Origin of the sequence: Falsiroseomonas stagni DSM 19981 (assembly GCF_900114315.1) — a bacterium.
In the GTDB taxonomy this organism is placed as follows: domain Bacteria; phylum Pseudomonadota; class Alphaproteobacteria; order Acetobacterales; family Acetobacteraceae; genus Falsiroseomonas; species Falsiroseomonas stagni.
Window position 1 is genome coordinate 403,274 of the sequence record NZ_FOSQ01000002.1, and the last position, 23,447, is coordinate 426,720.

Consider the following 23,447-nt stretch of genomic DNA (forward strand, 5'->3'; position numbering starts at 1 on the left):
GGAAAGACCTGATGACGACAAAGATTGCGCTTCTCCAACCCATCGCCGGCGAGATGGCCGACATCATCCAGTCCCTGCTGCCCGAGGGTTTTTCGGCGTCCGCCGTGAAGGGGCGGAGCGTGGAGGACCTCAAGGCGGAAGTCGCCGACGCCACCTACGCGCTGTGGTGGGACGTGCCCGTCCCGGCGGAGGTTCTGGCGGCGGGGCCGAAGCTCAAGCTCGTCCATAAGTGGGGCGTGGGGATCGACAATATCGACCTCGACTATTGCCGCGCGCACGGCATCAAGGTGGCACGCACCACGGGCAGCAATGCGGCGCCCGTCGCGGACTTCACCATCGGCCTGATGCTGGCCCTCGCGCGGCGCATCGTGCCCGCGCACAACAGCACGGCGGCCGGCGGCTGGGCCAAGAACGAGGTCTGGAAACAGTCCATCATGGTGTCCGGCAAGACCGTCGGCATCATCGGCCTCGGCGCCATCGGCAAGGGCGTGGCGAAGAGGCTGCAGGGCTTCGATTGCCGCGTGCTCTACTACAGCCGCACGCAACTGCCGCCCGAGCAGGAGAAGGCGCTGGGCGTCGAATACCGCACGCTGGACGCGCTACTGCCGGAGGTGGACATCCTGTCGCTGAACTGCCCGCTGACGCCGGAGACGGCGAAGATGATCGACGCTCGCGCCTTCGCGAAGATCAAGCGCGGCGCGCTGCTGATCAACGTCGCGCGCGGCGGCGTGGTGGTGGAAGCCGACCTGGTGGCGGCGCTGAAGGACGGCACGCTGCGCGGCGCCGCCGTCGACGTCTTCGACCAGGAACCGCCGCCCGCCGACCACCCGCTGCTGCACATGGACAACGTGATCGTCACGCCGCACTGCGCCTCCACGGCCTATGAGAACAGCCGGCGGAGCATCCAGCATTGGCTGGGCAACATGATGCGGGTGGAGAAGGGGGAGCCGATCCCGGAGCAGGATCGCGTGGTGGACTGAAGCGCCGCTCCCTCCCCCGCGCTTGCGGGGGGTCGCGGCACTGCCGCGACGCCCCCGGCTGGTCGGGATGGGGGTCCCGCGCTACTGCTGCGCGTAGTGGTGGCAGAAGCCGGCGCCGATCTCGGTCAGCCGATCCGCGATCAGCTTGCCGGATTCCGCGCTGCACAGCCGCGGATCGCCGGTGCCGAGGCCGTTCGGGCTGACGGCATCATATTCGATGGGCACGGTGACCTCCGCGCCCTTGAAGTCCAGCGCGCCCCAGCCGGAGAAGGGCAGGCCCAGCGCTTCCGGCTTGCCGCTGCGGGGTTCCGGCACCAGGTCGCCGCGGATGCGCTCGGGATACAGATGCATGCACAGGCTGGTCAGCGGATCGGCGCCGTGGCTCGACACAGCCTTCGCCTTCTCCGCCCCCAGCAGCTTCGGCATCTCCGCATAGGCGATGCGCCACAGGTACAGCGCCGGGATCACCAGGCCCGTCTTGTGCATCACGGCGCGCGTGGCTTCGTTGACGACGGTGACGTTGCCGCCATGGCCGTTGATGACGACCAGCTTCGTCAGCTTGTGGCGCAGCAATTCCGCGAAGACTTCGTCGAGCACGGCGCGGAAGGTGGCGGCGGACAGCGCGATGCCGCCCGGCATGGGGCCGAAGAAATCGCCCTTGCCGAAGGGCAGCACCGGCGCCACGACGGTGCGCGTGCCCTCCGCCGTCGCGCGCAGCGCGATCAGCTCCGCCATCTTCTCCGCCAGGAAATAGTCGCCCATGGGCGCGTGCGGACCCTGGTCCTCGTGGCTGCCCATGGGCAGCAGGATCACGGGGTTCTGGGCATAGAGCGCGCGAGCCTCCCCGCCCGTGATCTCCCCCATGCGCACCTTGGTCGGCGATACTGTCGTCATCTGGCGAATCCCCTGGTTCAGCCGATCTCTTCGGCCCGGATGCAGGCCACACGGTGCCCGCTTTGGTCGAGGCTGCGAAGCGGTGGAACCGCCTCCGCGCAGGCGGGGCGGGCATGCAGGCAACGCGTGCGGAAGACGCAGCCCGAGGGCGGGTTGGACGGGCTCGGCGGTTCGCCCGGCAGGATCACTCGCTTCGCCCGCCTTGCGGGGTCCAGCATCGGCGTCGCGGAGAGCAGCGCCACGGTGTAGGGATGCAGCGGCCGCGCAAAGACCTGCGCGACGGGCCCTTCCTCCATGACGCGGCCGAGATACATCACGATCACACGGTCACACAGGTGCCGCACCACCGGCAGGTCATGGCTGATGAACAGCATCGCCAGGCCCAGGTCGCCGCGCAGATCCGCCAGCAGCCGCACCACCTGCGCCTGGATGGAGACATCGAGTGCCGAGACCGGTTCATCCGCCACCAGGAAATCGGGGGAGGTCGCGAGCGCGCGGGCGATGCCGAGGCGCTGGCGCTGCCCGCCGCTGAATTCATGCGGGTAGGCGCCCATGCGCGTCGGGTCGAGGCCGACGCGGCGGAACATCTCCGCCACCTTCGCCTCCCGCTCCGGGCCGGACAGCGTGCCGTGTATGGTGAGGCCATCCATGACCTGCGCGCCGACGCTGCGCCTTGCATCGAGACTGCCGAAGGGGTCCTGGAAGACCAGGCCCATGCGCGCGCGCAGGCGGCGCCAGGCGGCGCTGCCGGGCTTGGGCAGGGCTTCGCCATCGAAACGCACGGAACCGCCCGTGGCGGCCAGCAGCCCCAGCAGCAGGCGGCCCAGCGTGGACTTGCCGCTGCCGCTTTCGCCGACCACGCCCAGCGCCTCACCCGCCGCGACGGTGGCATCCACGCCGGCCACGGCGCGCACCGGGCGGCCGCGGGCCATGATTCCGCGCGGCGCGAAGCTCATCTCCACCGCATCGGCCACCACCAGGGGCGCGGTCATGGCGCAAACTCCCGCCAGCGGATGCAGCGCACGGCGCGATCGCCTTCCGCTTCCAGCGCCGGCGGCGCCTGGTTGCAGGCATCCGTCGCATGGGCACAGCGCGGGGCGAAGCGGCAGCCGGGGGGCCACTGGTCGGGGCGCGGCACGACACCGGGAATGCCTTCGGGCTCCGCATCCCCATCCGGCACGGCGGCGAGCAGCGCGCGGGTATAGGGGTGCAGCGGGCGGGCGAAGACCTCCGCGACGGGGCCGCGTTCCACCACCTGCGCGGCGTACATCACCACCACATCCTCCGCGACTTCCGCGACGACGCCAAGGGAATGGGTAATGAGAACGACGCCCATCCCCTCCTCCCGCCGCAGATCCGCCAGCAATTCGAGGATCGCGGCCTGGACCGTGACATCGAGCGCGGTGGTCGGTTCATCCGCGATCAGCAGCCGCGGCTTGTTGGCGATGGCCATCGCGATCATCACGCGCTGGCGCATGCCGCCGGAGAGTTCATGCGGATAGGCGCGCGCGCGACGCTCGGGATCGGCGATGCCGACACGCTTCAGCAACTCCACGGCCTCACGCCGCGCGGCATCAGCCGGCACGTCGCGATGCGCGCGGATGGCTTCCGCCACCTGGTCGCCGACGCGGTGCACCGGGTTCAGGCTGCTCATCGGGTCCTGGAAGACCATCGCCATGGCGCCGCCCCGCAGCTTGCGCCGCTGGGCTTCCGGCATGCGGAGAAGGTCCTCGCCCTCGAACCGCGCGACGCCATCGGCGACGCGCGCGGCGGGCGGCAGCAGCCCCATGATGGAGGTCGCGGCCATGGACTTGCCCGACCCGCTTTCGCCCACGATCGCCAGCGTGCGGCCGGCCATGAGGGTGAAGGACATGTCCTGCACGGGCTTGATGATGCCGCCCGGCACGGCGATCTCCACCGTCAGCCCTTGCACGTCCAGCAGCGGCACCGGCGCGGCCGGCGGCGGGAACAGGCCGGGCAGCAGGCGATCCACCAGGCGCAGCCGCTTGGCGCCACCGCCGCCGCGCTTGTCGGCCACATCGCGCACGGCATCGCAGAGGATGTTCATCGCCAGGATGGTGAAGGTCAGCGCCACGCAGGGCCAGACCAGCAGCATCGGCGCCTGTTCCATGGTGGAGCGCGCGCCGCGGATCATCAGCCCCCAGGACGGCGTCGGCGGCACCACGCCGAGGCCGAGGAAACTCAGCCCGGATTCCAGCACCACCGCCGCCGCGACGGCGAGGGAGAACTGCACCAGCACCGGCCCCGCGATGTTCGGCAGCACCGTGCGCAGCAGGATGCGCGTGGTCGGCGCACCCAAGGCGCGCACCGCCTCCACATAATCCTGGCTGCGCGCCGACAGCACCTCCGCGAAGCTCACGCGGATGAAGCCCGGGAGATACAGCACCGACAGCACCAGGATCAGCGTCGCCGTCCCCGGGCCGAGCAGCGTGACGACCAGCAGCGCGAGCAGCACCGGCGGGAAGCACAGCACCACATCCGCGCCGCGGATCGCCAGGAACTCCGCCACGCCGCGGAACCAGCCGCCGAGCAGCCCCAGCATCGTGCCGATGATGGCGGCAATGGCGGAGGAGATGAAGGCCACCATCAGGGAGGATTGCGCCCCCCAGATGAGGCGCGACAGCACGTCCCGCCCGAATTCGTCCCGCCCCAGCGGGCTGCCGGGCAACCAGACCGCCAGCCGGTTCGCGACATCCTGCCGCACCGGGTCCGGCATCGGCAGCAGCGGCGCGGCGGCCGCGACCAGGCAGATGAACAGCACCGCGAGGCCGGGGAGGAGAAGGCGCCTCATGACCGGCTGATCCTCGGGTCGAGCGCCGCGTAGAGAAGATCCATCGCCAGGTTGATCAGCAGGAAGAGGCCCGAGACCGTGAGCACGATGCCGACCACCATCGGATAGTCCCGCCCCTCCACCGCGCGCAGCAGCGGCGTGGAAAGGCCGGGCCAGTTGAAGACGTATTCCACCAGCACCGTGCCACCGAGCAGCGTGCCCATCTGCAACCCGAGCACGGTGGTGACGGGGATCAGCGCATTGCGCACGACATGCCGGCGCAGCACGCGCTGCGGCGTGAGGCCCTTCGCGCGCGCGGTGCGGACATGGTCGCGCGACAGCGCATCCAGCACGGAAGCGCGCGTCATGCGGAAGACCGTCGCGGTCAGGCCCTTGGCGATGGCGATGGCGGGCAGCGACAGCAGCACCAGGTGCCGCACCGGGTCCTGCGCCAGCGGCACATAGCCGCCCGCCGGCATCCAGCGCAGCGTCTGCGCCAGCAGCAGGATCAGCAGGGTGCCCAGCACGAAGACCGGCACTGCCTGCAGCAGCGCCGCCAGCGACGACGCCACGCGATCGAAGGCCCCGCCGGCCCGCACCGCGGCGAAGGTGCCAGCGGGCAGTGCGATGATGACGGAGATGATCGTGCCGGCCAGGATGAGTTCCAGCGTTCGCGGCAGGCGCAACAGGATCTCATCCGCCACGGGATAGTCATCCACCAGCGAATTGCCGAGGTCGCCGCGCGACAGCCCCTCCAGGAAGCCCAGATACTGCTCCCACAGGGGCCGGTTCAGGCCCAGCTTCTCCCGCAGCTCCGCGATGGCGTAGGCGTCGGGCATGGCGCCGCCGGTGGACAGCAGCAGTTCCGCCGGATCGCCCGGCACCATGTGCAGCGCGAGGAAGACGACGGTCGCCACCACCCACATGAGCAGCAGCGAGACGCCGATACGCTTGACGATCCAGGGCATCAGCCGAAGGCCGCGAATTCCAGCAGGGCGCCGGAAGCGGTGGACAGCGCCGCGGGCAGGTTCGCGAAGCCCGTGATGCGACGGTCGAAGCCGTAGCCCTGTTCGCGCCAGGCCAGGCCGACCAGCGGCACTTCCTCCAGCGCCGCGCGCTGCATGTCGCGATAGATCTCGACACGCTTGGCCTGGTCGAATTCCTGGCGGCCCTTGGCCAGCAACTCCGTGGTGCGCGGGGCGCGCACACCGAAGGAACGGCCATGGGCCGGGGACAGCGAGGTGTCCATCACGACGCTCAGCCCGTCCGGGTCGTTGAACTCGGAGGACACGCCATGCACCGCCAGGTCGTATTGCCCGCGGATGCCGCGGCTGACACGGGTGGACCAATCGACCAGCTGCAATTCGGCGCGGATGCCGATGGCGGCCAGGTATTGCTGACTGATCTCCGCGCTGTCCTTGTGCATGGCGAATTGCGATGCCGCCAGCAGCGTGGTCGCGAAGCCATTGGGATGGCCCGCCTGCGCCAGCAGCGCCTTCGACCGTTCCGGATCATAGGCATGACCGCGCGCGAGCTCGGGGTCGAACCAGGGCGTGCCTTCGGAGATCGGCATCCCCTCCAGCACCTTGCCGCGGCCGGAGAAGGCGACGCGCACGATATCCTCCCGCTTCACCGCATGCGCGACGGCGCGGCGCACCAGCGGATTGTCGAAGGGCGGGCGCGTGCCGTTGAACAGGATGTCCATGAACGGGCCCATCTGCGTCGCGAGGGTGAGGCGCGGGTTGGCCTCCACCGCCGCCATGCCGGACCAGGGCACGTATTCGATCATGTCCATGTCGCCGGATTGCAGCGCGGCGAGGCGGAGATTTTCATCCGCATAGACGGTGAAGCGGATGGTGCGCGTCCGCGGCAGGCCGGGCACCCAGTAGTTCGGCGCGGCCTGCACCTCGATCCAGGTGCCGCGTTCCTGCGACGTGACGCGATAGGGCCCGCAGCCGATGGGCGCATTCATGTCGCGCGATCCGCGCCAGACGATCCCCATATTGTAGTTGGTGAACCAGAGCGGGACCGTGGCCGACTGTTCCTTCATCACCAGGCGCACGGTATGCGCATCCGGCGTCTCGACGCGCTCCACCTGCTGCATCTGCTGCCGGTAATAGGCGGTGGAGCGTTCGGCGGCCATCTGTTCGATGGTCCACTTCACATCCTCCGACGTCACCCGTTCGCCGTTATGGAACACGGCTTCGGGGCGCAGCCTGAAGACCCAGGCGCCCTGCGCATCCAGCCCCCATTCACGGGCGAGTTCGCCGCGCATCTCCCCCTTCTCGTCGAAGCCGATGAGGCGACGGTGGATCAGCAGCTTCACCGTGCCGGCGGAGGCACCGGTGGAGACCCAGGGCTGGAGATTGGGCGGCCAGGCGGAGAGGCCGAAGCGGATCGTGGTGGGCCGCTGCTGCGCGCGGGCGGGGTTGAACAGCACGGGAAGCGAGGCCGCGCCGGCGGCGGCGCCGAGAAGGGTGCGTCGGTTCAGCGTGGGCATGGCGGCATCCTGCGCTTCGGGGGACTTGTCCGGACACCACGATGGCACGGGACGGGGGCCGCGCTGTCAAGCTGAATGACGACGCAAAAATCACCTCTCAGGGTGACGATGCACGAAACACCATCACTGCCGTATCCGGGATGCCGAGAAAAACAGCCTCCCCCTGCCTCGGTACCGCCATGCCATCCTCGCTCGCGCGCTTCGCGAAGAAGTCCGGCAGCCCGGCGAAGGAGAGGCGGAGACGGCAATGATCGCCGAGATACACGACCTCCGTCACGGTCGCGGGATGACCCGCTTCCGCCAGGCGGACTTTCTCCGGCCGGATGCAGGCAAGTACATGCTCGCCTGTGGAAAAACCATGCGGCGCCGTCGGTAGCATCGTGCCATCCGCCAGCCGCAGCGTCGTGGAGTCGGCGACCACCGCCTCCATCCGGTTGTTCTCTCCGATGAAGCCAGCGACGAAGGCGTTGGCGGGGCGTTCGTAGATGGCGTCGGCGGTGCCGAGCTGCTGGATGCGCCCGCCCTCGAACACCGCGATGCGGTCCGACATGGTCAGCGCTTCCGACTGGTCATGCGTGACATAGACGATGGTCACGCCGAGGGTTGCGTGGATGCGGCGGATCTCCAGTTGCAACTCCTCCCGCAACTGCTTGTCGAGCGCGCCGAGCGGTTCGTCCATCAGCACGAGGGTCGGGGAGAAGATCAGCGCGCGGGCGAGGGCGACACGCTGCTGCTGGCCGCCGGAGAGTTGCTGCGGGCGACGGTCGCCGAAGCCGGACAGGCGCACCATCTCCAGCGCCTTCGCGGTGCGCGCCGCGATCTCGGCGCGCGAGGTGCCGCGGACAGACAGCGGGAAGGCCAGGTTCTGCGCCACCGTCATGTGCGGGAACAGCGCGTAGTTCTGGAACACCACGCCGATGCCACGCTTGTGCGGCGGCACGGTATCGATGCGCCGGCCTTCGAGTTCGATGCTGCCCTCGGACGGATCCTCGAACCCCGCCAGCATCATCAGCGTGGTGGTCTTGCCGGAGCCGGACGGGCCGAGGAGTGTCAGGAACTCGCCCCGCGCGATGTCGAGGTCGAGCCCCGCCACGACCTGCGCGCGGCCGTCATAGGATTTGGACACGGCCCTGAAGCGGACGATCGGCTCGCTCATGCACGGCCCCTTCGTTCGGCGCGCAGGCGGATGGCCTCGCTGACCAGCAGGAAGCCGAGGGAGCAGAGGAACAGCATGGTCGCGGCGGCCAGGATGGTGGGGCTCAGGAATTCGCGCACGCTGGCATACATCTGGCGGGGCAGCGTGAACTGGCCCGGCCCCGCCATGAACAGCGTGATGACGAATTCATCGAGCGAGGTGGCGAAGGCGAAGATGGCGCCGGCGGCGATGCCGGGCCAGATGTTGGGGACGACGACGCGCAGGAAGGCCGTGGCCGGCGATGCGCCGAGCGAAGCCGCGGCGCGCAGCAGCGTCGTATCGAAGGTCTGCAACGTCGCCAGCACCGACACCACGACGAAGGGCACGGCGACGACGGTGTGGGCCAGCACCAGCCCCGCCAGCGAACCCGTCAGCCCCACCAGCGAATAGGCGAAGAACATCGCGGCCGCGGTGACGATATAGGGCGTGACCATCGGCAAGGTCAGGATAGTCACCAGCACCGCCTTGCCGCGGAAGCGGCCGAGTTGCAGGCCGAGCGCCGCCATGGTGCCCAGCACCGTCGCCACCATCGTCGTGGCGCCCGCGACGATGAAGCTGTTCTTCATCGCCAGCAGCCAGCGGCTGGATTCGAGAAACTCGCCATACCAGCGCAGGGAGAAGCCACGCGGCGGCAGCGCCAGCAATTCGGTGGGGGAGAAGGACAGCAGCACCACCGCCACCATCGGCGCGAGCAGGAAGGCCAGCACCAGCACGGTCGCCAGGCGCAGCAGCAGGCGCGCGATCGGCCCCTCCCTCATCAGGCGCGCCCGCCGGATGTCGCGATGCCGCTGGTCAGCACCCGTGCCAGGCCAATGGCGGCACCGGTCATCGCCAGCAGGTAGGCGGACAGCGCCGCCGCCATGCCCCAATTCACCTCCCGGTTCATGAAATAGGCGATGAACCAGGCGACCATCTGGTCCCGGTCCCCGCCGACCAAAGCGGGTGCCGTGTACATGCCGACTGCCAGCAGGAAGACCATCGCCCCCCCCGCCAGCACGCCCGGCAGGCTCATCGGCAGCCACACCCGGAAGAAGCGCTGGAAGCCATTGGCGCCGAGCGAGGCGGCAGCGCGCAGATAGGTCTGGTCCAGCCGCTTCATCACGCTGTGCATAGGCAGCACCGCGAAGGGCAACAGCACATGCACCAGCGCCACCACCACGGCGATACGCGTGCCGACGATCTGCACCGGCACCTCCGTGAGGCCCAGCGCCATCATCGCCTGGTTCACCGGGCCTTCCCGTTGCAGCAGCACGAACCAGGCGGTGCTGCGCACCAGGACGCTCGACCAGAAGGGGATCAGCACCAGCGTGAGCGCGATGGAGGACCAGGGCGCGCGCAGCCTGGCGATGGTGTAGGCGACGGGATAGGCGAGAATCACGCAAAGCGCCGTCACGACCAGGCTGATGCCGAGCGTCCGCCAGAACAACATGCGGTACAGGGCTTCATCCGCGGCCACCGCCTCGATCCCCCCGCCGGCGGCGCGTTGCAGATCCATGGCGCGCAGCAGATAGAGCGGCGTCACCGGCCCGCCGGCGCGCTGGACCAGCAGCCAGGTCTCGGGCGCACCCCATCGCGCATCCAGCGTCACCATCGATGTGGCATAGGGCGCGGAAAGCCTGTTGGCCGCGCGCGCCGTGCGCAGCAGCAGGCCGCGCATGCCGGTGCGTTCGAAGTTGAGGCGCTGCGCCATGTCGCCGATGCGCCGATCCTCCAGCGCCTGGCCCAGTTCCTGTGCCATGGCGGCGAAGGCGGCCTCCGGCGGCAGGCCCTGGCCGTCCCAGGCCACCAGGGCGGCGCGCGTGCGGGGCAGCGTTTCCGCCACCTCCCGGTCCGCCACCGCGGTGAACAGCGCGAAGCCCACGGGCAGCAGGAAGCTGCCCAGGATCAGCAGCATCAGCGGCGCGATAAGAAGCGCGGCGAGCCAGTTGGTGCGTCGCATCGCCGCGCTTCTGTCAGGTCAGGGCAGGTCAGCGATTCACCCAGGCGGCGAAGCGCTGTTCCAGGTCCGGTCCGTATTCCAGCCAGAACTCGGTGTTGATCTCCAGCCCACCGGCCTGGTGGTTGGTCATCATCAGCGGGTTGCGGGCGCGCACCTCGGGGTCGTTGGCCACCGACGCTGTCGCGGGGTTGATCGGCCAGAGCTTCGTCAGTTCCGTCACCGGCCCGGGTTCCGTGATGTGCTGGATCAGGCGCATGGCCGCCGCGGCGTTGGCGGAGCCGCGCACCACCGCCCAGCTGTCATAGGCATAGAGCAGCGTGGACCAGCGGAGATTGTAGCGCGCACCGGCGCGGATGCCGTTGGCCGTGCGGCCGACGAAGCCCAGCGCATAGGCGACCTCCCCGGAATTCACCAATTCGATCGGCTGCTGCCCGCCGGTCCAGAAGACCAGGTTCGGCCGCAGCCGGTCGAGCGCCGCGAAGGCGCGGGCCTGGCCGGCCGGCGTCGCCAGCACGGTGTAGACATCGGCCGGCGCCACGCCATCGCCCATCAGCGCGGCTTCCAGCGTGATGCGGGCGCCGCGGCGCAGCGTGCGGCGGCCGGGGAAGCGCGTCGTGTCCCAGAATTCCTGGAAGCTGGCGGGACCGTTGGGGTTTCGGCCCTCATCGTAGAACACGGCAACGCCCCAGCCGATGGCGCCGGCGCCGCAGGTGGTCGCACCACCCGGCATGAACTTGGCGCGGTTGACCACGTTGTAGTCGATGCGTTCGAAGATGCCGTCCTCGCAGCCGCGGATCAGGTCCGGCGCTTCCACCAGCACCACGTCCCAGGTCACGTTGCGGGCCTGCACCATCGCACGGATGGGGCCGACATTGTAGTCATAGGCCGTGTCCACCACCGGCCCGCCGGCGAAGGTGGAGAACAGGGTGCGCCGCATATGGTCCTGCAGCGCGCCGCCGCCGGCCACCACGGTCAGGTCCCGTGCCGCGGCCGGCGATGCCATCGCCGCGACGCCGAGCACGAGCCCGGCCAGTTTTCCCAGCAAACGCCTCATCGCGCGCTAATCCTCATCCGTGGCCGTGACCGGTGTGATGTGCCAACCCGCATTCTTCTTGCGGTAATAGGTATTGAGCAAGCGCGTCGTGATCGGCCCGGGCACACCGGCCCCGATCGGGGTGCCATCGATCCGCGTGACCGGGAACAACCCGCAGGATGTGGCGGTGAGGAAGGCTTCCTCCGCGCCCAGAAGCGCCTCCGGCGTCAGGGCGCCGTATCGGGCGGGAATGCCGAGCTCGGCCGCGATCTCGAACATGGTGCGGCAGGAGATGCCCTCCAGCACGCCCGAATCGGGGCTGACCAGCCCGCCATCGATGACGGCCACGATGTTGAAGCCGGGGGCCTCCGCCACCAGCCCGTCGGTCGCCAGCAGGATGGGCGTGTCGAAGCCCGCATCCTTGGCGGCGAAGGTGGCGCGGATGAAGTCGCCCCAGTGGCTGTTCTTCCACACCGGGTTCACGGCGCTGCCGGGAATGCGGCGGATGTCGCGCACCAGCATCGCATCCTTGCCGCGCGCCATCTCCTCGGGCTGCCCGCGCAGCACCAGGGGCGTGACGGTGGCGAAGAAATTGTTCCGGGACAGCGTCGGGTCGCGGGATCCCGGCACCGCCAGGCCCCGCGTGCAGGCGAAATAGACCAGCGTGTCCGGCAGCCCGCTGCGCCGCACGAGGTCCATCAGCACCGCCCGCATCGCCGCGCGATCCATCCCGGCATCCAGCCGCAGCCCCTGCATGGAGGCGAAGAAGCGGTCGAGGTGATCCTCCAGCCGGAAGAAGCCGCCCTTCCAGGTATGGACCACGTCATAGGTCATGTCGGCATACATCAGGCCGAGGTCGCGGACGGAGATCTTCGCCTCCGCCAGCGGCACCACCGCGCCATCGATGAAGCCGAGCGCCTTGCTGAAATCGGCGTTCTCCACGGTCAGATGCGTGGGAACCTGCAGCGCCTCGGTCATCCGTCGCCCTCTTGTCCGGACAGGATAGGGAGGGGTTTCGCGCCGCGTCAAACCGGCGGGCCCCGGCTTTGCACGGTGGCCACAACGTCGCATGCTGCTTGTATGGAACCACCCGCCAGCCTGCCTGTCGATGACCTGGCCGAGGCCGTTACGGCGCTGGCGGAGGGCCGCACGGACCCCGAGGCCCTGCTGGAAGCCTGCCTGGCAAGGCTTTCCGCCCTCAATCCCAGGCTCAACGCCGTCATCGCCATGGACCTCCCCGCCGCCCGCGCGGCGGCCGCGGCCTCCCTGTCCAGGCGCCGGGCCGGGCGCGCCCTGGGCCCGCTAGATGGCGTTCCCTTCACGGTGAAGGACAACCTCTACGCCGCCGGCTTCGGCGCCAGCTGGGGGTCGCGTCTGTTCAAGGATTTCGCGCCGCGGGTGGATGACCTTTGCGTGGCCAGGCTGCGGGCGGCGGGGGCGGTGCTGGTCGGCAAGACCAACACGCCCGAATTCGCCCTGGCCGTGCACACCGGAAACCCGGTCTTCGGCACCACGCGCAACCCCTGGAACACGGCGCTGGTGCCGTCGGGGTCCTCCGGCGGGGCGGCGGCGGCGGTGGCCACGGGCATGGCGCCGCTGGCGATCGGCACGGATGCAGGGGGCTCCATCCGGCTGCCGGCATCCTTCACGGGGATCAGCGGCTTCAAGCCCAGCACGGGGCGCATCCCCCGCCTGCACGGCTTTCCGCCCTTGTCGCTGGACTACCAGGCCATCGGCGTCATGGCGCGGGATGTCGCCGGCATCCGGCTGGCGATGGCGGTGCTGGCGGGCGGCGATGCGCGGGACCGCGCCTCCCTGGCCTTCGGGGCGCTCGACGAAGCGCCGCTCGCCCCCGGCACCCGGGCGCGGCTGGTGATGGAGGCCGGCGGCGAAGGGGTGGACCCGGCCGTGGCGGCGCTGGTGCGCGATGCGGCCTCCGTCCTCGCGACGATCGGCTGCACCGTGACCGAGGGCGCGCTGCCCGGCGACGCCATCCAGCTTCGCGACGTCTCCGCCGTGCTCTCCGCCGTCGGCGTCGCCCGGGTGGTGGAGGCGCATCAGGGCTGGCGCGATGCCGTCACGCCGCCGATCCGCGCCACGGCCGAGCGCGGCCTGGCGATCTCCGCCACCGACTACGCCCGCGCGCAGGATGGCCTGGCCGCCTGGCGGGCCGCGGTCGGCGCCGCCATGGGCGATGACGATGTGCTGGTGACGCCCACCTGCCCCGCGCCGCCCTGGCCGATCGACTCCGGCCCGCCCGCCACGGTCGGCGGGCGCCAGGCCGGGCCGCGCATGCCCGTCGCCTTCACCGCCTTCGCGAACGCCATGGGCTGGCCGGCCATCTCCATCCCCTGCGGCCTGTCGCCCGACGGGCTACCGATCGGCCTGCACATCATTGGCCGGTACGGGGAGGATGCCCGCGTGCTCGCCCTCGCCGAGGCCTTTCAACAGCGCACCGCCTGGCACAAGGCGCGGCCGCCCCTGGGAGAAACGCCATGACCGTCACCCGACGCACCCTGCTCGGCGCCCTGCCGCCCGCGCTGCTGGCCGCGCCCGCCCTGGCGCAGGATGCCTGGCCGAGCCGCCCGATCCGGCTGGTCGTCCCCTTCCCGCCCGGCGGCCCCACCGACATCATGGGCCGGCTTCTCGCGCAGGCGCTGGAGGTCGATCTCCGCACCCCCGTGGTGGTGGAGAACCGCGCCGGCGCGACGGGTGCCATCGGCAGCACCGCGGTGATGCAGGCGCCGCCGGATGGCTACACGCTGGTCGTCGGCACGCTGGGCAGCCACGCGCTCCAGCCCCTGATCGCGAAGACCCCGGCCTATGACCCGCGGCGGGATTTCGCGCCTGTCGCGCTGTTCGCCACCATCGCCAATGTCCTGATGGTGCATCCCGGCGTGAATGTCCGCACGGCCGGCGAATTGGTGGCGCTGCTGAAGGCGGAACCCGGCCGGCATAATTACGGCTCCGCCGGCATCGGATCGCCCATCCATCTCTCCGCCGTGCTGCTGGAGGGCGTGGCCGGCGTGCAGGCGCAGCACATCCCCTATCGCGGCTCCGCGCCCGCCATCCAGGATTTGCAGGGCGGGCGGCTCACCTTCATGTTCGATGCGGTGCCCAGCGCCATGGGTGCCATCCAGGGCAATGCCGTGCGTGCGCTGGCGGTCACGACGCCCAACCGCATCGCCGCCCTGCCGGACCTGCCGACGATGCAGGAAGCCGGCATCGCGCCCTATGACGCCTATACCTGGAACGCCATCTTCGCGCCGCCACGGACGCCGGAGCCCATCGTCGCGCGCCTCAACGCCGCCATCGGCGCCATCACCGCGCGGCCGGAGTTCCGCGCCCGCGCCACCGCGCTCGGCGCCGATGCCGCGACCTCCACGCCCGAGGCCCTGCGCGCCCTGGTGACGGCGGAGATGGAGAAGTGGCGGGCCATCGTGGAAACCGCCGGCGCGCGGGAGAGCTGAGATGGACACGATCCGCTGCCTGGCCGACACGGCCGACGAACTCGGCGAGAGCCCGGTCTGGGACCCCCGCGACAACTGCGTCTGGTGGCTGGACAACCTCAAGCCCGCCATCCATCGCTGCGACCCGGCCACGGGGGCCCATGCCGAATGGAAGCTGCCGGAATTCGTCGGCTCCATCGGGCTGCGCGCCAGGGGCGGCTTCATCGCCGGCACGCTTCAGGGCTTCGCGATCCTCGATCCGGCAAAGGGCATCTTCGACACCATCGCGCGGCCGGAGCCCGACAAGCCCGGCAACCGCATGAATGACGGCAAGGTGGATCGCCGCGGCCGCTACTGGTGCGGCGGCATGAATGCCCGCTTCGTCGAGACCTATGAAGCCTCGGCCTCGCTCTGGCGGCTCGATCCCGATGGCAGCGTGCACCGGATGGAAACCGGCATCATCGTCGGCAACGGGATCGCCTTCAGCCCCGATGACCGGACCATGTACCTCTCCGACAGCAGCGCGAAGACCGTCTGGGCCTATGATTTCGATAGCGAAGCCGGCACCATCGCGAACCGCCGCATCTTCCTGTCCGCCACCAACTTCCCGGGCCACAACGGCAAGGTCGATGGGGCGGCGGTGGATACGGATGGCTTCTACTGGGCAGCGCTGCCCTATGACGGGCTGCTGATGCGCTACGCCCCGGATGGCAGGGTGGATCGCTGCTACCGCATGCCATCCTCCTGCCCCACCATGCCGAGCTTCGGCGGCGCGGGGCATGACGTGATGTTCGTCACCACCGCCCGGAAATTCCTGAATGGCTGGCAGCGCGGCGTGCAGCGCTGGGAAGGCGCGCTGCTGGAAATCACGGGGCTGGGCGTGAAGGCCCTGCCGGAACCCATGTTCGCGGGCTGACCGGCCTGTGCTTCACTGCCATCCAACAACGGGAGATTTCACACCATGCGTCGTCGCGATGCCCTGAGCCTGCTGGCCCTGCCCCTGCTGCTGCCGCGCCTGGCGCAGGCACAGGCCCCCTGGGCGCCGACGCGGCCGATCAGCATGGTGGTCCCCTTCCCGCCCGGCGGGCCGACGGATCTGGCGGGGCGCGTCGTACAGAACGGCATGCAGGCCGCACTCGGACAGCCCGTGGTGATCGACAACCGCCCGGGCGCCACCGGCGCCATCGGGTCCCGCTTCGTCGCGGGGCAGCCGGCGGATGGGCACACGCTGCTGGTCGCGGCCAGCGGCACGCTGACCATCAACCCCGTCATCATGCGCAGCCCAGGCTATGACGTGGAACGTGACTTCGCGCCGGTGACGCTGGTGATGACGGCGCCGAACATGCTGGTGGTGCATCCCTCCATCCCCGCGCGCACGGTGGCGGACGTGGTGGCCTGGATGAAGACCATTCCCGGCGGGCCGGCCTATGCCTCCTCCGGCGTCGGCTCCTCCGAACAGCTCGGCATGGAATTGTTCAAGCTGCTGACCGGCACGGATGCGGTGGCCGTGCCCTTCACCGGCGGGCCGGCGGCGGCGACCGCGGTGATCCAGAACCAGGCGCCGGTCGCGGTGCTGAACGCCGCGACGGTCGGCGTGCATGTGGCCTCCGGCGCGCTGCGCGGCATCGCCATCTGCGGGCCGACGCGCTTCAGCCAGTTGCCGGATGTGCCGACCATGGCGGAGCAGGGCCTGCCGGACCTGGTTTCGGGGTCCTGGACCGCCATCGTGGCCCCCGCCGCGACGCCCGCGCCGATCCTTGACCGGTTGAACGAGGTGATCGTCGCCGCGCTGAAGACGCCGGAGGTGACGGAGCGCCTGGCCCGTGTCGGCTTCGCCGTGGATGCGACGGACCGCCCGACGCTGGCGCGGCTGATCGCCGCCGATCTCGCCCGCTGGCGCCGCGTGGTGCGCGACGCACGGATCGACCTGATCTGACCTGAAGACGGCCACGGGCCGCTCATCAAGCGTTCTGCTGCCTGGGGCGGGCGACGCGTGGGGAAGGCAGCACCTTCCCCACCATCACGCGCTACCGCGGCGGCGGTGCCCGCCGCTTCGACACATAGGGCTTCCTCGGCCCCCGCGGCGGGCCGCGATCCTCACCACGCGGCGGGCCGCGATCCTCACCACGCGGCGGGCCGCGATCCTCACCACGCGGCGGGCCGCGATCCTCACCACGCGGCGGGCCGCGATCCTCATGCCTCGGCGGCCCGGAAGGCCGCGGCGGCGCGCGGTGCGGCGCGGCGAGGCCGAGCGGCTCCACCTTGATCCGGTCATCCTCGTCGCCCGTCGGGCGGGCGACGGCGGCCAGGAAGCGCTCCGCCGCCCAGGGGGCTATCTCCACCCGCGTCTCCCGGTCCAGCACATCGATCCGTCCGACCTCCCGCCGCGTCAGGTCGCCCCGGCGGCAGAGGAAGGGCAGCACCCAGCGCGGATCGGCCTGGGAATGCCGGCCGATGGACAGGCGGAACCACACGCCTTCCCCGCCACCCGTATCGCGGGGGATTCGGGGTGCGGGCGGCGGCAGGGCCGTGATCTCCTCGGGCGCCGGCAGGGTCGACCGCAGCGCGCGGAACAGCGCGGCCGCCACCTGTTCAGGGCTGCGTTCCGCCAGCAGCGCCTGGCCGAGCGCCACGTCATCCTCGTCCAGCGCCACATCCGCGGCTTCCCGCGCCTGGGCCGCCAGGCGTTCGCGGTCCTTGGCGTGGACGTCATCGGCACTCGGCGGGCCGGACCATTCGGCCTGGAGGCGCGCCATGGCCAGCAGCCGTTCCGCGATGCGCCGGCGCGAATGCGGCACCAGCATCACCGCCGTGCCCTTGCGGCCCGCGCGGCCCGTGCGGCCGGAGCGGTGCAGCAGCGTCTCCTTGTCCCGCGGCAATTCGGCATGGATCACCAGGCCGAGGTCGGGCAGGTCGATGCCCCGTGCCGCCACATCGGTCGCCACGCAGACCCGCGCCCTCCGGTCCCGCAGCGCCTGGAGCGCGCGGTTGCGCTCGGCCTGGGTCAGTTCGCCGGAGAGTGAGACGGCCGAAAACCCGCGCTCCGACAGGCTGCCATGCAGGCGGGCCACCTGTTCCCGCGTATTGCAGAAGACCAGCGCGCCGGAGGCTTCGAACCACCGCAGCGCGTTGACGACCGCGGCCTCGACCTCCCGCGGCCCCACCAGCATGGCGCGATAGGCGATGTCGCCATGGCGCTCGCCCTCCGCCGTCGCGGCGATGCGCATCGCGTCGCGCTGGTAGGAAGCCGCGAGGGCCGCGATCTCCCGCGGCACGGTGGCGGAGAACATCAGCGTGCGGCGCGTCTCCGGCGCCGCTTCCAGGATGGCTTCCAGGTCGTCCCGGAAGCCCATGTCCAGCATCTCATCCGCCTCATCGAGGACGGCGGCGCGAAGCTGGGACATGTCCAGCACATTGCGCTCGACATGGTCGCGCAGGCGGCCCGGGGTGCCGACGACGATCTCGGCCCCGATGGACAGCATCCGGCGGTCGCCGCGCACTTCCGTGCCGCCGACGCAGGCGATCACGCGGGCGCCGGTGCCGCTGTAGAGCCAGGCCAGCTCATCCCGCACCTGCTGGGCGAGTTCGCGGGTCGGCGCGATGATGAGGGCGAGCGGCGCGCCAGTGCGTGGCGCCTCCAGCACCTGCGCCGCCATGGCCAGGCCGAAGGCCACGGTCTTGCCGGAGCCGGTCTGGGCGGAGACGAGAAGGTCCCGGCCGATGGTTGCGGGGTCGAGGACAGCGGCCTGGACGGGGGTGGGTTCGGCGTAGCCGCGCTCGGCCAGGGCCTGGGCGATCGGCTTGGGCAGTTCGGGAAATGGCATTGTGTGCCCCCCCTAGCGCAGAAAGGGCGCGACCGCACGCATTACCGCAGCGCGGCGCCGCCCCACGCATGGCAGCACCGCGCGGCAGGCAGGGCGGCTCAGTTCAAGGCAACGCCGGCACGGCGGGCGACATCCGTCCAGCGCGTGACCTCCGACCGCACATGGGCCGCGAAGGCGTCGGGCGCCAGCGCGGCCATGGAGGCCCCGCCGGCTTCCAGCACCCGCTGGTATTGCGGCTCCGCCATGGCGCGGTTGATGGCGGCGTTGATCGTGGCCGTCAGCGCCGGTGGCAGGCGGGCGGGGGCGAAGACGCCCCACCAGACGCCGGTCACAAAGTCGATCCCCGTGGCCTCCCGCACCGTCGGCACGTCCGGCATCCGTGCATCCCGCGCGGCGGAGGCGGTGGCGAGCAGGCGAAGCTGCCCGGCCTCGATCAGCCCCCGGGCGGAGGCGAGCGTCGTCACCACCAGGTCGATCCGCCCGGCGGCGGCATCGGTCTGCGCCTCCGTGATCCCGCGATAGGCCACCGCCTCCATGTCCAGGTTGGCGGCCATCTTGAGGAGTTCGGTCGCGAAGAAGGACGTATCCCCTGGCCCCGCGCCGCCGAAGCGCAGCATCCCCGGGCGTTCGCGCGCGATCCGCACCAGATCCGCCATGGTCCGCGCCGGGCTGTCCCGGCCGACCGTGACGATCATCGGCGCCACGGCGGCCTGGGCGATGGGGGTGAAATCCGCGACGGGATCGTAGGGCAGGCGCTGCACCGCGGCGTTGGTCGTCAGGGAGGACGACATGAACAGCAGCGTGTAGCCATCCGGCGCCGATTTCGCGACCTGGTCGGCACCGATCGCCCCCCCTGCCCCCCCGCGGTTCTCCACCACGAAGGGTTGCCCAAGCTGCGCGCCCAGCCTCTCACTCAGCGCGCGGCCCAGAACGTCGTTGCTGCCGCCCGGTGGGAAGGGCACCACCATGCGCACGGCCCGCGACGGCCAGGCCGGCTGCGCGGTGGCAAGGCCCGGCAGCGCACCCAGCGCCGCGGCGGCCAGAAGCGTCCTGCGATCGATCATGCAGCGTCTCCGTGAATTCGTGCCGGCAGCCCCGGCGTGAAGGACCAGCCCAGCGCGGCCGAGAGACCGGCGCCGAGCGCGAGAAGCCGCGCCTCCCCGAAGGGGCGCCCAACCAGCTGCGCGGCCACGGGCATGCCGTTGCGGTCCAGGCCGATGGGCACGGTCAGCACGGGCAGGCCGAGATAGGAGAAGGGGCGCGTCCAGCTGGTCAGCGCCGCGACCACCGGGAAGACGCGGCCGGCGGCTTCCATGTCGGCCTCCGCACGCGTCGGCACCGCGATGGGGATGGCGGGGCAGACCAGGGCGTCGGCATCCGCCATGACCGTCGCCAGAAACTGGTCCAGCATCCGTCCCCGCAGCGCCAGCGCTTCCAGGTAGCGCTGGGCGGGGATGTGCAGGCCGGGCTCCGTGCGGGAATGCACGGCGGTCGAGTAGTCCCCGCCCCTCGTCGCCATCCAATGGCCGTGGAGGGTCGAGGCCTCGACCTTGGACAGCACATCGCCCAGCGCGTCGCAGGCGCCGAATTCCTGGAAGGCGCGCCGCGCGATCGGGCCGTGCAACTCGGTGGCCACGCGCAGCAGATCCTCGATCCGCGCGGCGATGTCGGGCTCCATCGCGCCGGGATCGGCGAGGGTGACGATGCGCGATCCCGCCGCGGCCGTGGCGATGCGGGCCGCATAATCCGGCACCGGCGCATCCAGCGATGTCGGGTCACGCGGATCGGCGCCCGCGAGTGCGCCCAGCATCAGCGCGGCGTCCTCCGCCGTCCGCGTCATCGGGCCCACGCAATCCAGGCTGTGCGCGCGCGGGAAGCAGCCAGCGCGGCTGACGCGCCCGTAGGTCGGCTTCAGCCCGAACAGCCCCTGCATGGCGGCGGGCAGGCGGATGGAGCCGCCGGTATCCGAGCCCAGCGCCCCATAGACGGCGCCGGACGCCACGGCGGAGCCGGAGCCGGAGGAGGAGCCGCCGGAGACACGATCGGCATCCCAGGCATTCCGGCAATCGCCGAGATGCGGGTTCTGCCCCGTCGGCCCCGCGACGAATTCATTCATGTTCAGCCGGCCGAGATCGACCGCGCCCGCCGCTTCCAGCTTCGCGAGCGCCGTCGCGTCCCTTGTGCCGGGCGCGCTTTCCGCCAGCAGCCTGGACCCCACGCCCATCACGGCGCCCGCGCGTTCGAAGCAATCCTTGTGCGCCAGCGGCACGCCGTGCAGCGGGCCGCGGATATGTCCCGCGCGCAGTTCGGCATCCAGCGCCCTTGCCTGGTCCAGCGCGCGATCAGCGAAAATCTCCACGAAGGCGTTGGTCAGGGGCTGCGCCGCCTCCGCCTGCTCGATCGCGGCGAGGGTGACTTCCAGGCTGCTGACCTGGCGCGCGCGGATGGCCGCGGCGATCTCCGCCAGCGACAGCTCAAGCATTGGCGGGGTCGGCGTGGCGCAGCAGGGCGGCGGGGAAATCCGCGGGCTGGTCGCTGAAATGCAGCGCCGGGCGAGCAATGTCCCGCACCGCCGTGTTCAGCCGGAGAACCTCCCGCGCCACCGCCGGCGCGCCGGCCCGGCTTGCGATGCCGTGCAGGTCGCGGATGGAAATCTCCACCAGCCGGGTGATCTCCTCGCTCATGCCTGGCCTGCCAGCGCGAGGATGCGACGCGCGCGGATCAGGATGGGCTCATCGACCATCATGTCGTCCACGGTGAAGGATCCGCGGCCGTCGCGTGCCGCTTCCTCCGCCGCCGCCAATTGCCGCCGCGCGAGGTCGATTTCCTTCTCGCTCGGCGAGAATCCCTCGTTCAGCACGGGCACCAGCGCCGGGTGGATGCAGGTGGCGCCGACGAAGCCGGACCGCTTCGACCGCGCGACCAGGTCGCGGATGCGCGCCGCATCCCGGTAATCCGCCACGGTGCCGAGCGTGCCGAGCGGCGCCACGCCCGCCGCCACCGCCGCCAGCACCATCTGCCGCTTGGCCAGCACGATGAGGTCGTCATCCGAGGCCGCGTTGCATTCCAGCGCCAGATCCTCCGCCCCCACCAGCAGCCCCGCGACCATCGAGGATGCGCGCGCGATCGCCTCCATCTGCGGCACCGCGGCCGCCGTCTCGATCATCGGCACGATCACCATCTTTTGCCGGGCGCCGGCCAGCACTTCCGCCGCCAGCCGCACATGGTCCGGCCCCATGCATTTCGTCAGCAGGATGCCATGCGCGCCCGCTTCCGCCGCCGCCTCCATGTCCGGCACCGCCAGTCTCAGCGGCCGGTTGATGCGCACCAGCACCTCCGCCCCGCCCGATCCCGCCATCGGCACCGCGTCCTTCAGCGCCGCGCGCGCTTCCAGCTTGCGGTCATGCGGCACGCTGTCCTCGACATCCAGCACCACCGCATCCGCGCCGGCACCCGGCGCCTTGGCCACGAAGCGCGGCACATTGGCGGGCACATAGAGCATGGAACGCCAGACGCGGGTCATCAGACAGTCTCTCCGTGAAGGATCACGCCGGAAGCGCGCAGCCGCGCGACCTCGGCCTCGCCCAGCAGGGGCACGAGCAGCGCATCATTATCCTGGCCGAGCCGCGGCGCGGCATTGCGGAGGATGCCCGGCGTGACGGAAAGCCGTGGCACCTCCCCATGCATGGGCAGCCAGCCATCCGGCATCTCCGGGTCCGGCACCTCGATCAGCGCCTCCCGCTGCGCGGCATAGTCGTCGGCGTCGATATCCTCGACATCCATGATGGGGCCGATGGTGACGCCGTCGCGGTCGAATTTCGCCAGCGCCTCCTCCCGCGTCATCGCGGCGATGGCGTCGCGGATGACGCCGTCGATCGCCTCGATATGCTTCAGGCGGTCGGGGTTGGTGCGGAAGCGCGGGTCATCCACCAGCTCCGCCCGCCCGATGCTCTGCATCAGGCGCACGAAGACCGCCTGGGTGGAGGTCGACAGGCTGAGCCAGCCGCCATCCTTCGTGCGATAGGCATTGCGCGGCGCGGTGTTGGTGCTGCGGCTGCCGGTGCGCGGCTTCTTCGTGCCCATCATCCGCCAGTTCGCCATCTGCGGTTCCAGCACGGCGAAGATCGGCTCGAACAGCGACAGGTCGATGACCTGCCCCTGCCCCGTGCGCTCCGCGTGGTGCAGCGCGATCATGGCGGCGGAAGCGCCATAGAGCCCCGCATAGGCATCCGCCATGAACATCGGCGGCAGTACCGGTTCGCGGTCCTCGAAGCCGTTGATGGCGGCGAAGCCCGAATAGCCCTCCACCAGCGTGCCGAAGCCGCCCTTGTGACGGTAGGGGCCGGTCTGCCCCCAGCCGGAGACGCGCACGATCACCAGCTTCGGGTTCAACGCCAGCAGCGTTTCCGGCGCGAGCCCCATTGCCTCCAGCGTGCCGGGCTTGAAGCTCTCCACGAACAGCGACGCCGTCGCGGCCAGGCGCTTCACCACCGCGATCGCCTCGGCATTGCGGAGATCCATGCAGGTGCTGCGCTTGTTGCGGCACCAGGTCTTCCACGCCGTCTCCACGCCGCCGACCTTCCAGGCGCGCAGGCTGTCGCCCGCCGGCGGCTCCACCTTCACCACTTCCGCCCCATGGTCGGCCAGCACCTTGGTCAGCATGTTGCCCGCGACCAGCCGCGCCAGGTCGATCACGCGCACGCCGTCCAGCGCGCCCTTCGCCGCCGGGTCGAAATCCCGCCGCCGCTTGTTGGATCGCGGCTTGTGCCTCAATGGGGTATCGCCCACGTGCCTGCCTTCAGGTAGTGTTGTTGTCCGTACAACGGTAGGCGCGGGGCCCGG

At 70.7% G+C, this 23,447-nt stretch carries 21 protein-coding genes; 5 read left to right on the forward strand and 16 right to left on the reverse strand.

The window, feature by feature from the left end:
- Window positions 1-11: 11 nt before the first annotated feature.
- The gene (locus tag BM041_RS08715; RefSeq protein WP_092958433.1) at window positions 12-980 is read left to right on the forward strand and encodes a 2-hydroxyacid dehydrogenase; all 969 of its coding nucleotides are present in this window, start codon (window positions 12-14) and stop codon (window positions 978-980) included.
- A gap of 81 nt (window positions 981-1,061) precedes the next feature.
- On the opposite strand, the gene BM041_RS08720 is transcribed toward BM041_RS08715, so the two are convergent.
- The 10 genes from BM041_RS08720 to BM041_RS08765 all read right to left on the reverse strand — a co-directional run bounded on the left by BM041_RS08720 (window position 1,062) and on the right by BM041_RS08765 (window position 12,310).
- Window positions 1,062-1,874, reverse strand: a complete 813-nt coding sequence (locus BM041_RS08720) for a creatininase family protein (protein WP_245761985.1) — start codon at window positions 1,872-1,874, stop codon at window positions 1,062-1,064.
- Window positions 1,875-1,891: 17 nt separating this feature from the next.
- Entirely contained in the window at window positions 1,892-2,866 is a 975-nt protein-coding gene (locus tag BM041_RS08725; protein ID WP_092958435.1) for an oligopeptide/dipeptide ABC transporter ATP-binding protein, read from the reverse strand.
- The gene (locus tag BM041_RS08730) at window positions 2,863-4,686 is read right to left on the reverse strand and encodes a dipeptide/oligopeptide/nickel ABC transporter permease/ATP-binding protein (protein ID WP_092958437.1); all 1,824 of its coding nucleotides are present in this window, start codon (window positions 4,684-4,686) and stop codon (window positions 2,863-2,865) included. Before BM041_RS08730 ends, BM041_RS08725 begins: the two co-directional genes overlap by 4 nt.
- Window positions 4,683-5,633, reverse strand: a complete 951-nt coding sequence (locus tag BM041_RS08735; RefSeq protein ID WP_092958439.1) for an ABC transporter permease — start codon at window positions 5,631-5,633, stop codon at window positions 4,683-4,685. The genes BM041_RS08730 and BM041_RS08735 overlap by 4 nt, the downstream gene beginning before the upstream one ends.
- A complete protein-coding gene (locus BM041_RS08740) occupies window positions 5,633-7,165 on the reverse strand; it encodes an ABC transporter substrate-binding protein (protein ID WP_092958441.1) in 1,533 nt (510 codons plus the stop codon). Before BM041_RS08740 ends, BM041_RS08735 begins: the two co-directional genes overlap by 1 nt.
- 97 nt (window positions 7,166-7,262) lie before the next feature.
- Window positions 7,263-8,321 (reverse strand): ABC transporter ATP-binding protein, encoded by a 1,059-nt coding sequence (locus tag BM041_RS08745; protein WP_092958443.1) that lies wholly within the window; start codon window positions 8,319-8,321, stop codon window positions 7,263-7,265.
- Window positions 8,318-9,118, reverse strand: coding sequence for an ABC transporter permease (locus tag BM041_RS08750; RefSeq protein ID WP_092958445.1), 801 nt, complete (start codon window positions 9,116-9,118; stop codon window positions 8,318-8,320). Before BM041_RS08750 ends, BM041_RS08745 begins: the two co-directional genes overlap by 4 nt.
- Entirely contained in the window at window positions 9,118-10,299 is a 1,182-nt protein-coding gene (locus BM041_RS08755; RefSeq protein WP_092958447.1) for an ABC transporter permease, read from the reverse strand. Before BM041_RS08755 ends, BM041_RS08750 begins: the two co-directional genes overlap by 1 nt.
- Window positions 10,300-10,327: 28 nt before the next feature.
- Window positions 10,328-11,353, reverse strand: a complete 1,026-nt coding sequence (locus tag BM041_RS08760; RefSeq protein WP_092958449.1) for an extracellular solute-binding protein — start codon at window positions 11,351-11,353, stop codon at window positions 10,328-10,330.
- A gap of 6 nt (window positions 11,354-11,359) precedes the next feature.
- The gene (locus tag BM041_RS08765) at window positions 11,360-12,310 is read right to left on the reverse strand and encodes an aminotransferase class IV (RefSeq protein ID WP_175533824.1); all 951 of its coding nucleotides are present in this window, start codon (window positions 12,308-12,310) and stop codon (window positions 11,360-11,362) included.
- A 102-nt stretch (window positions 12,311-12,412) separates the two neighbouring features.
- Between BM041_RS08765 and BM041_RS08770 the strand changes: the two genes are divergently transcribed.
- Genes BM041_RS08770 through BM041_RS08785 form a run of 4 tightly spaced genes read left to right on the forward strand, consistent with a single transcriptional unit; the run spans window position 12,413 to window position 16,717 of the window.
- Complete coding sequence (locus tag BM041_RS08770) at window positions 12,413-13,831, forward strand: amidase (protein WP_175533825.1); 1,419 nt, start codon at window positions 12,413-12,415, stop codon at window positions 13,829-13,831.
- Entirely contained in the window at window positions 13,828-14,802 is a 975-nt protein-coding gene (locus BM041_RS08775) for a Bug family tripartite tricarboxylate transporter substrate binding protein (protein WP_092958452.1), read from the forward strand. The genes BM041_RS08770 and BM041_RS08775 overlap by 4 nt, the downstream gene beginning before the upstream one ends.
- A gap of 1 nt (window position 14,803) precedes the next feature.
- Entirely contained in the window at window positions 14,804-15,697 is an 894-nt protein-coding gene (locus BM041_RS08780) for an SMP-30/gluconolactonase/LRE family protein (RefSeq protein WP_092958454.1), read from the forward strand.
- 45 nt (window positions 15,698-15,742) lie between these two features.
- Entirely contained in the window at window positions 15,743-16,717 is a 975-nt protein-coding gene (locus BM041_RS08785) for a Bug family tripartite tricarboxylate transporter substrate binding protein (RefSeq protein WP_092958456.1), read from the forward strand.
- A 91-nt stretch (window positions 16,718-16,808) separates the two neighbouring features.
- On the opposite strand, the gene BM041_RS08790 is transcribed toward BM041_RS08785, so the two are convergent.
- The 6 genes from BM041_RS08790 to BM041_RS08815 form a co-directional block, all read right to left on the reverse strand.
- Entirely contained in the window at window positions 16,809-18,605 is a 1,797-nt protein-coding gene (locus BM041_RS08790; protein ID WP_092958458.1) for a DEAD/DEAH box helicase, read from the reverse strand.
- 98 nt (window positions 18,606-18,703) lie between these two features.
- The gene (locus tag BM041_RS08795; RefSeq protein ID WP_245761986.1) at window positions 18,704-19,669 is read right to left on the reverse strand and encodes a tripartite tricarboxylate transporter substrate-binding protein; all 966 of its coding nucleotides are present in this window, start codon (window positions 19,667-19,669) and stop codon (window positions 18,704-18,706) included.
- Window positions 19,666-21,087, reverse strand: a complete 1,422-nt coding sequence (locus BM041_RS08800; RefSeq protein WP_092958460.1) for an amidase — start codon at window positions 21,085-21,087, stop codon at window positions 19,666-19,668. Before BM041_RS08800 ends, BM041_RS08795 begins: the two co-directional genes overlap by 4 nt.
- A complete protein-coding gene (locus BM041_RS08805; protein WP_092958462.1) occupies window positions 21,080-21,289 on the reverse strand; it encodes a hypothetical protein in 210 nt (69 codons plus the stop codon). Before BM041_RS08805 ends, BM041_RS08800 begins: the two co-directional genes overlap by 8 nt.
- Window positions 21,286-22,128 carry an HpcH/HpaI aldolase/citrate lyase family protein gene (locus tag BM041_RS08810; protein ID WP_092958464.1) on the reverse strand — a complete coding sequence of 281 codons (843 nt, stop codon included), beginning with the start codon at window positions 22,126-22,128 and terminating at the stop codon, window positions 21,286-21,288. Before BM041_RS08810 ends, BM041_RS08805 begins: the two co-directional genes overlap by 4 nt.
- Complete coding sequence (locus tag BM041_RS08815) at window positions 22,128-23,393, reverse strand: CaiB/BaiF CoA transferase family protein (protein ID WP_245761987.1); 1,266 nt, start codon at window positions 23,391-23,393, stop codon at window positions 22,128-22,130. The genes BM041_RS08810 and BM041_RS08815 overlap by 1 nt, the downstream gene beginning before the upstream one ends.
- Window positions 23,394-23,447: the final 54 nt, after the last annotated feature.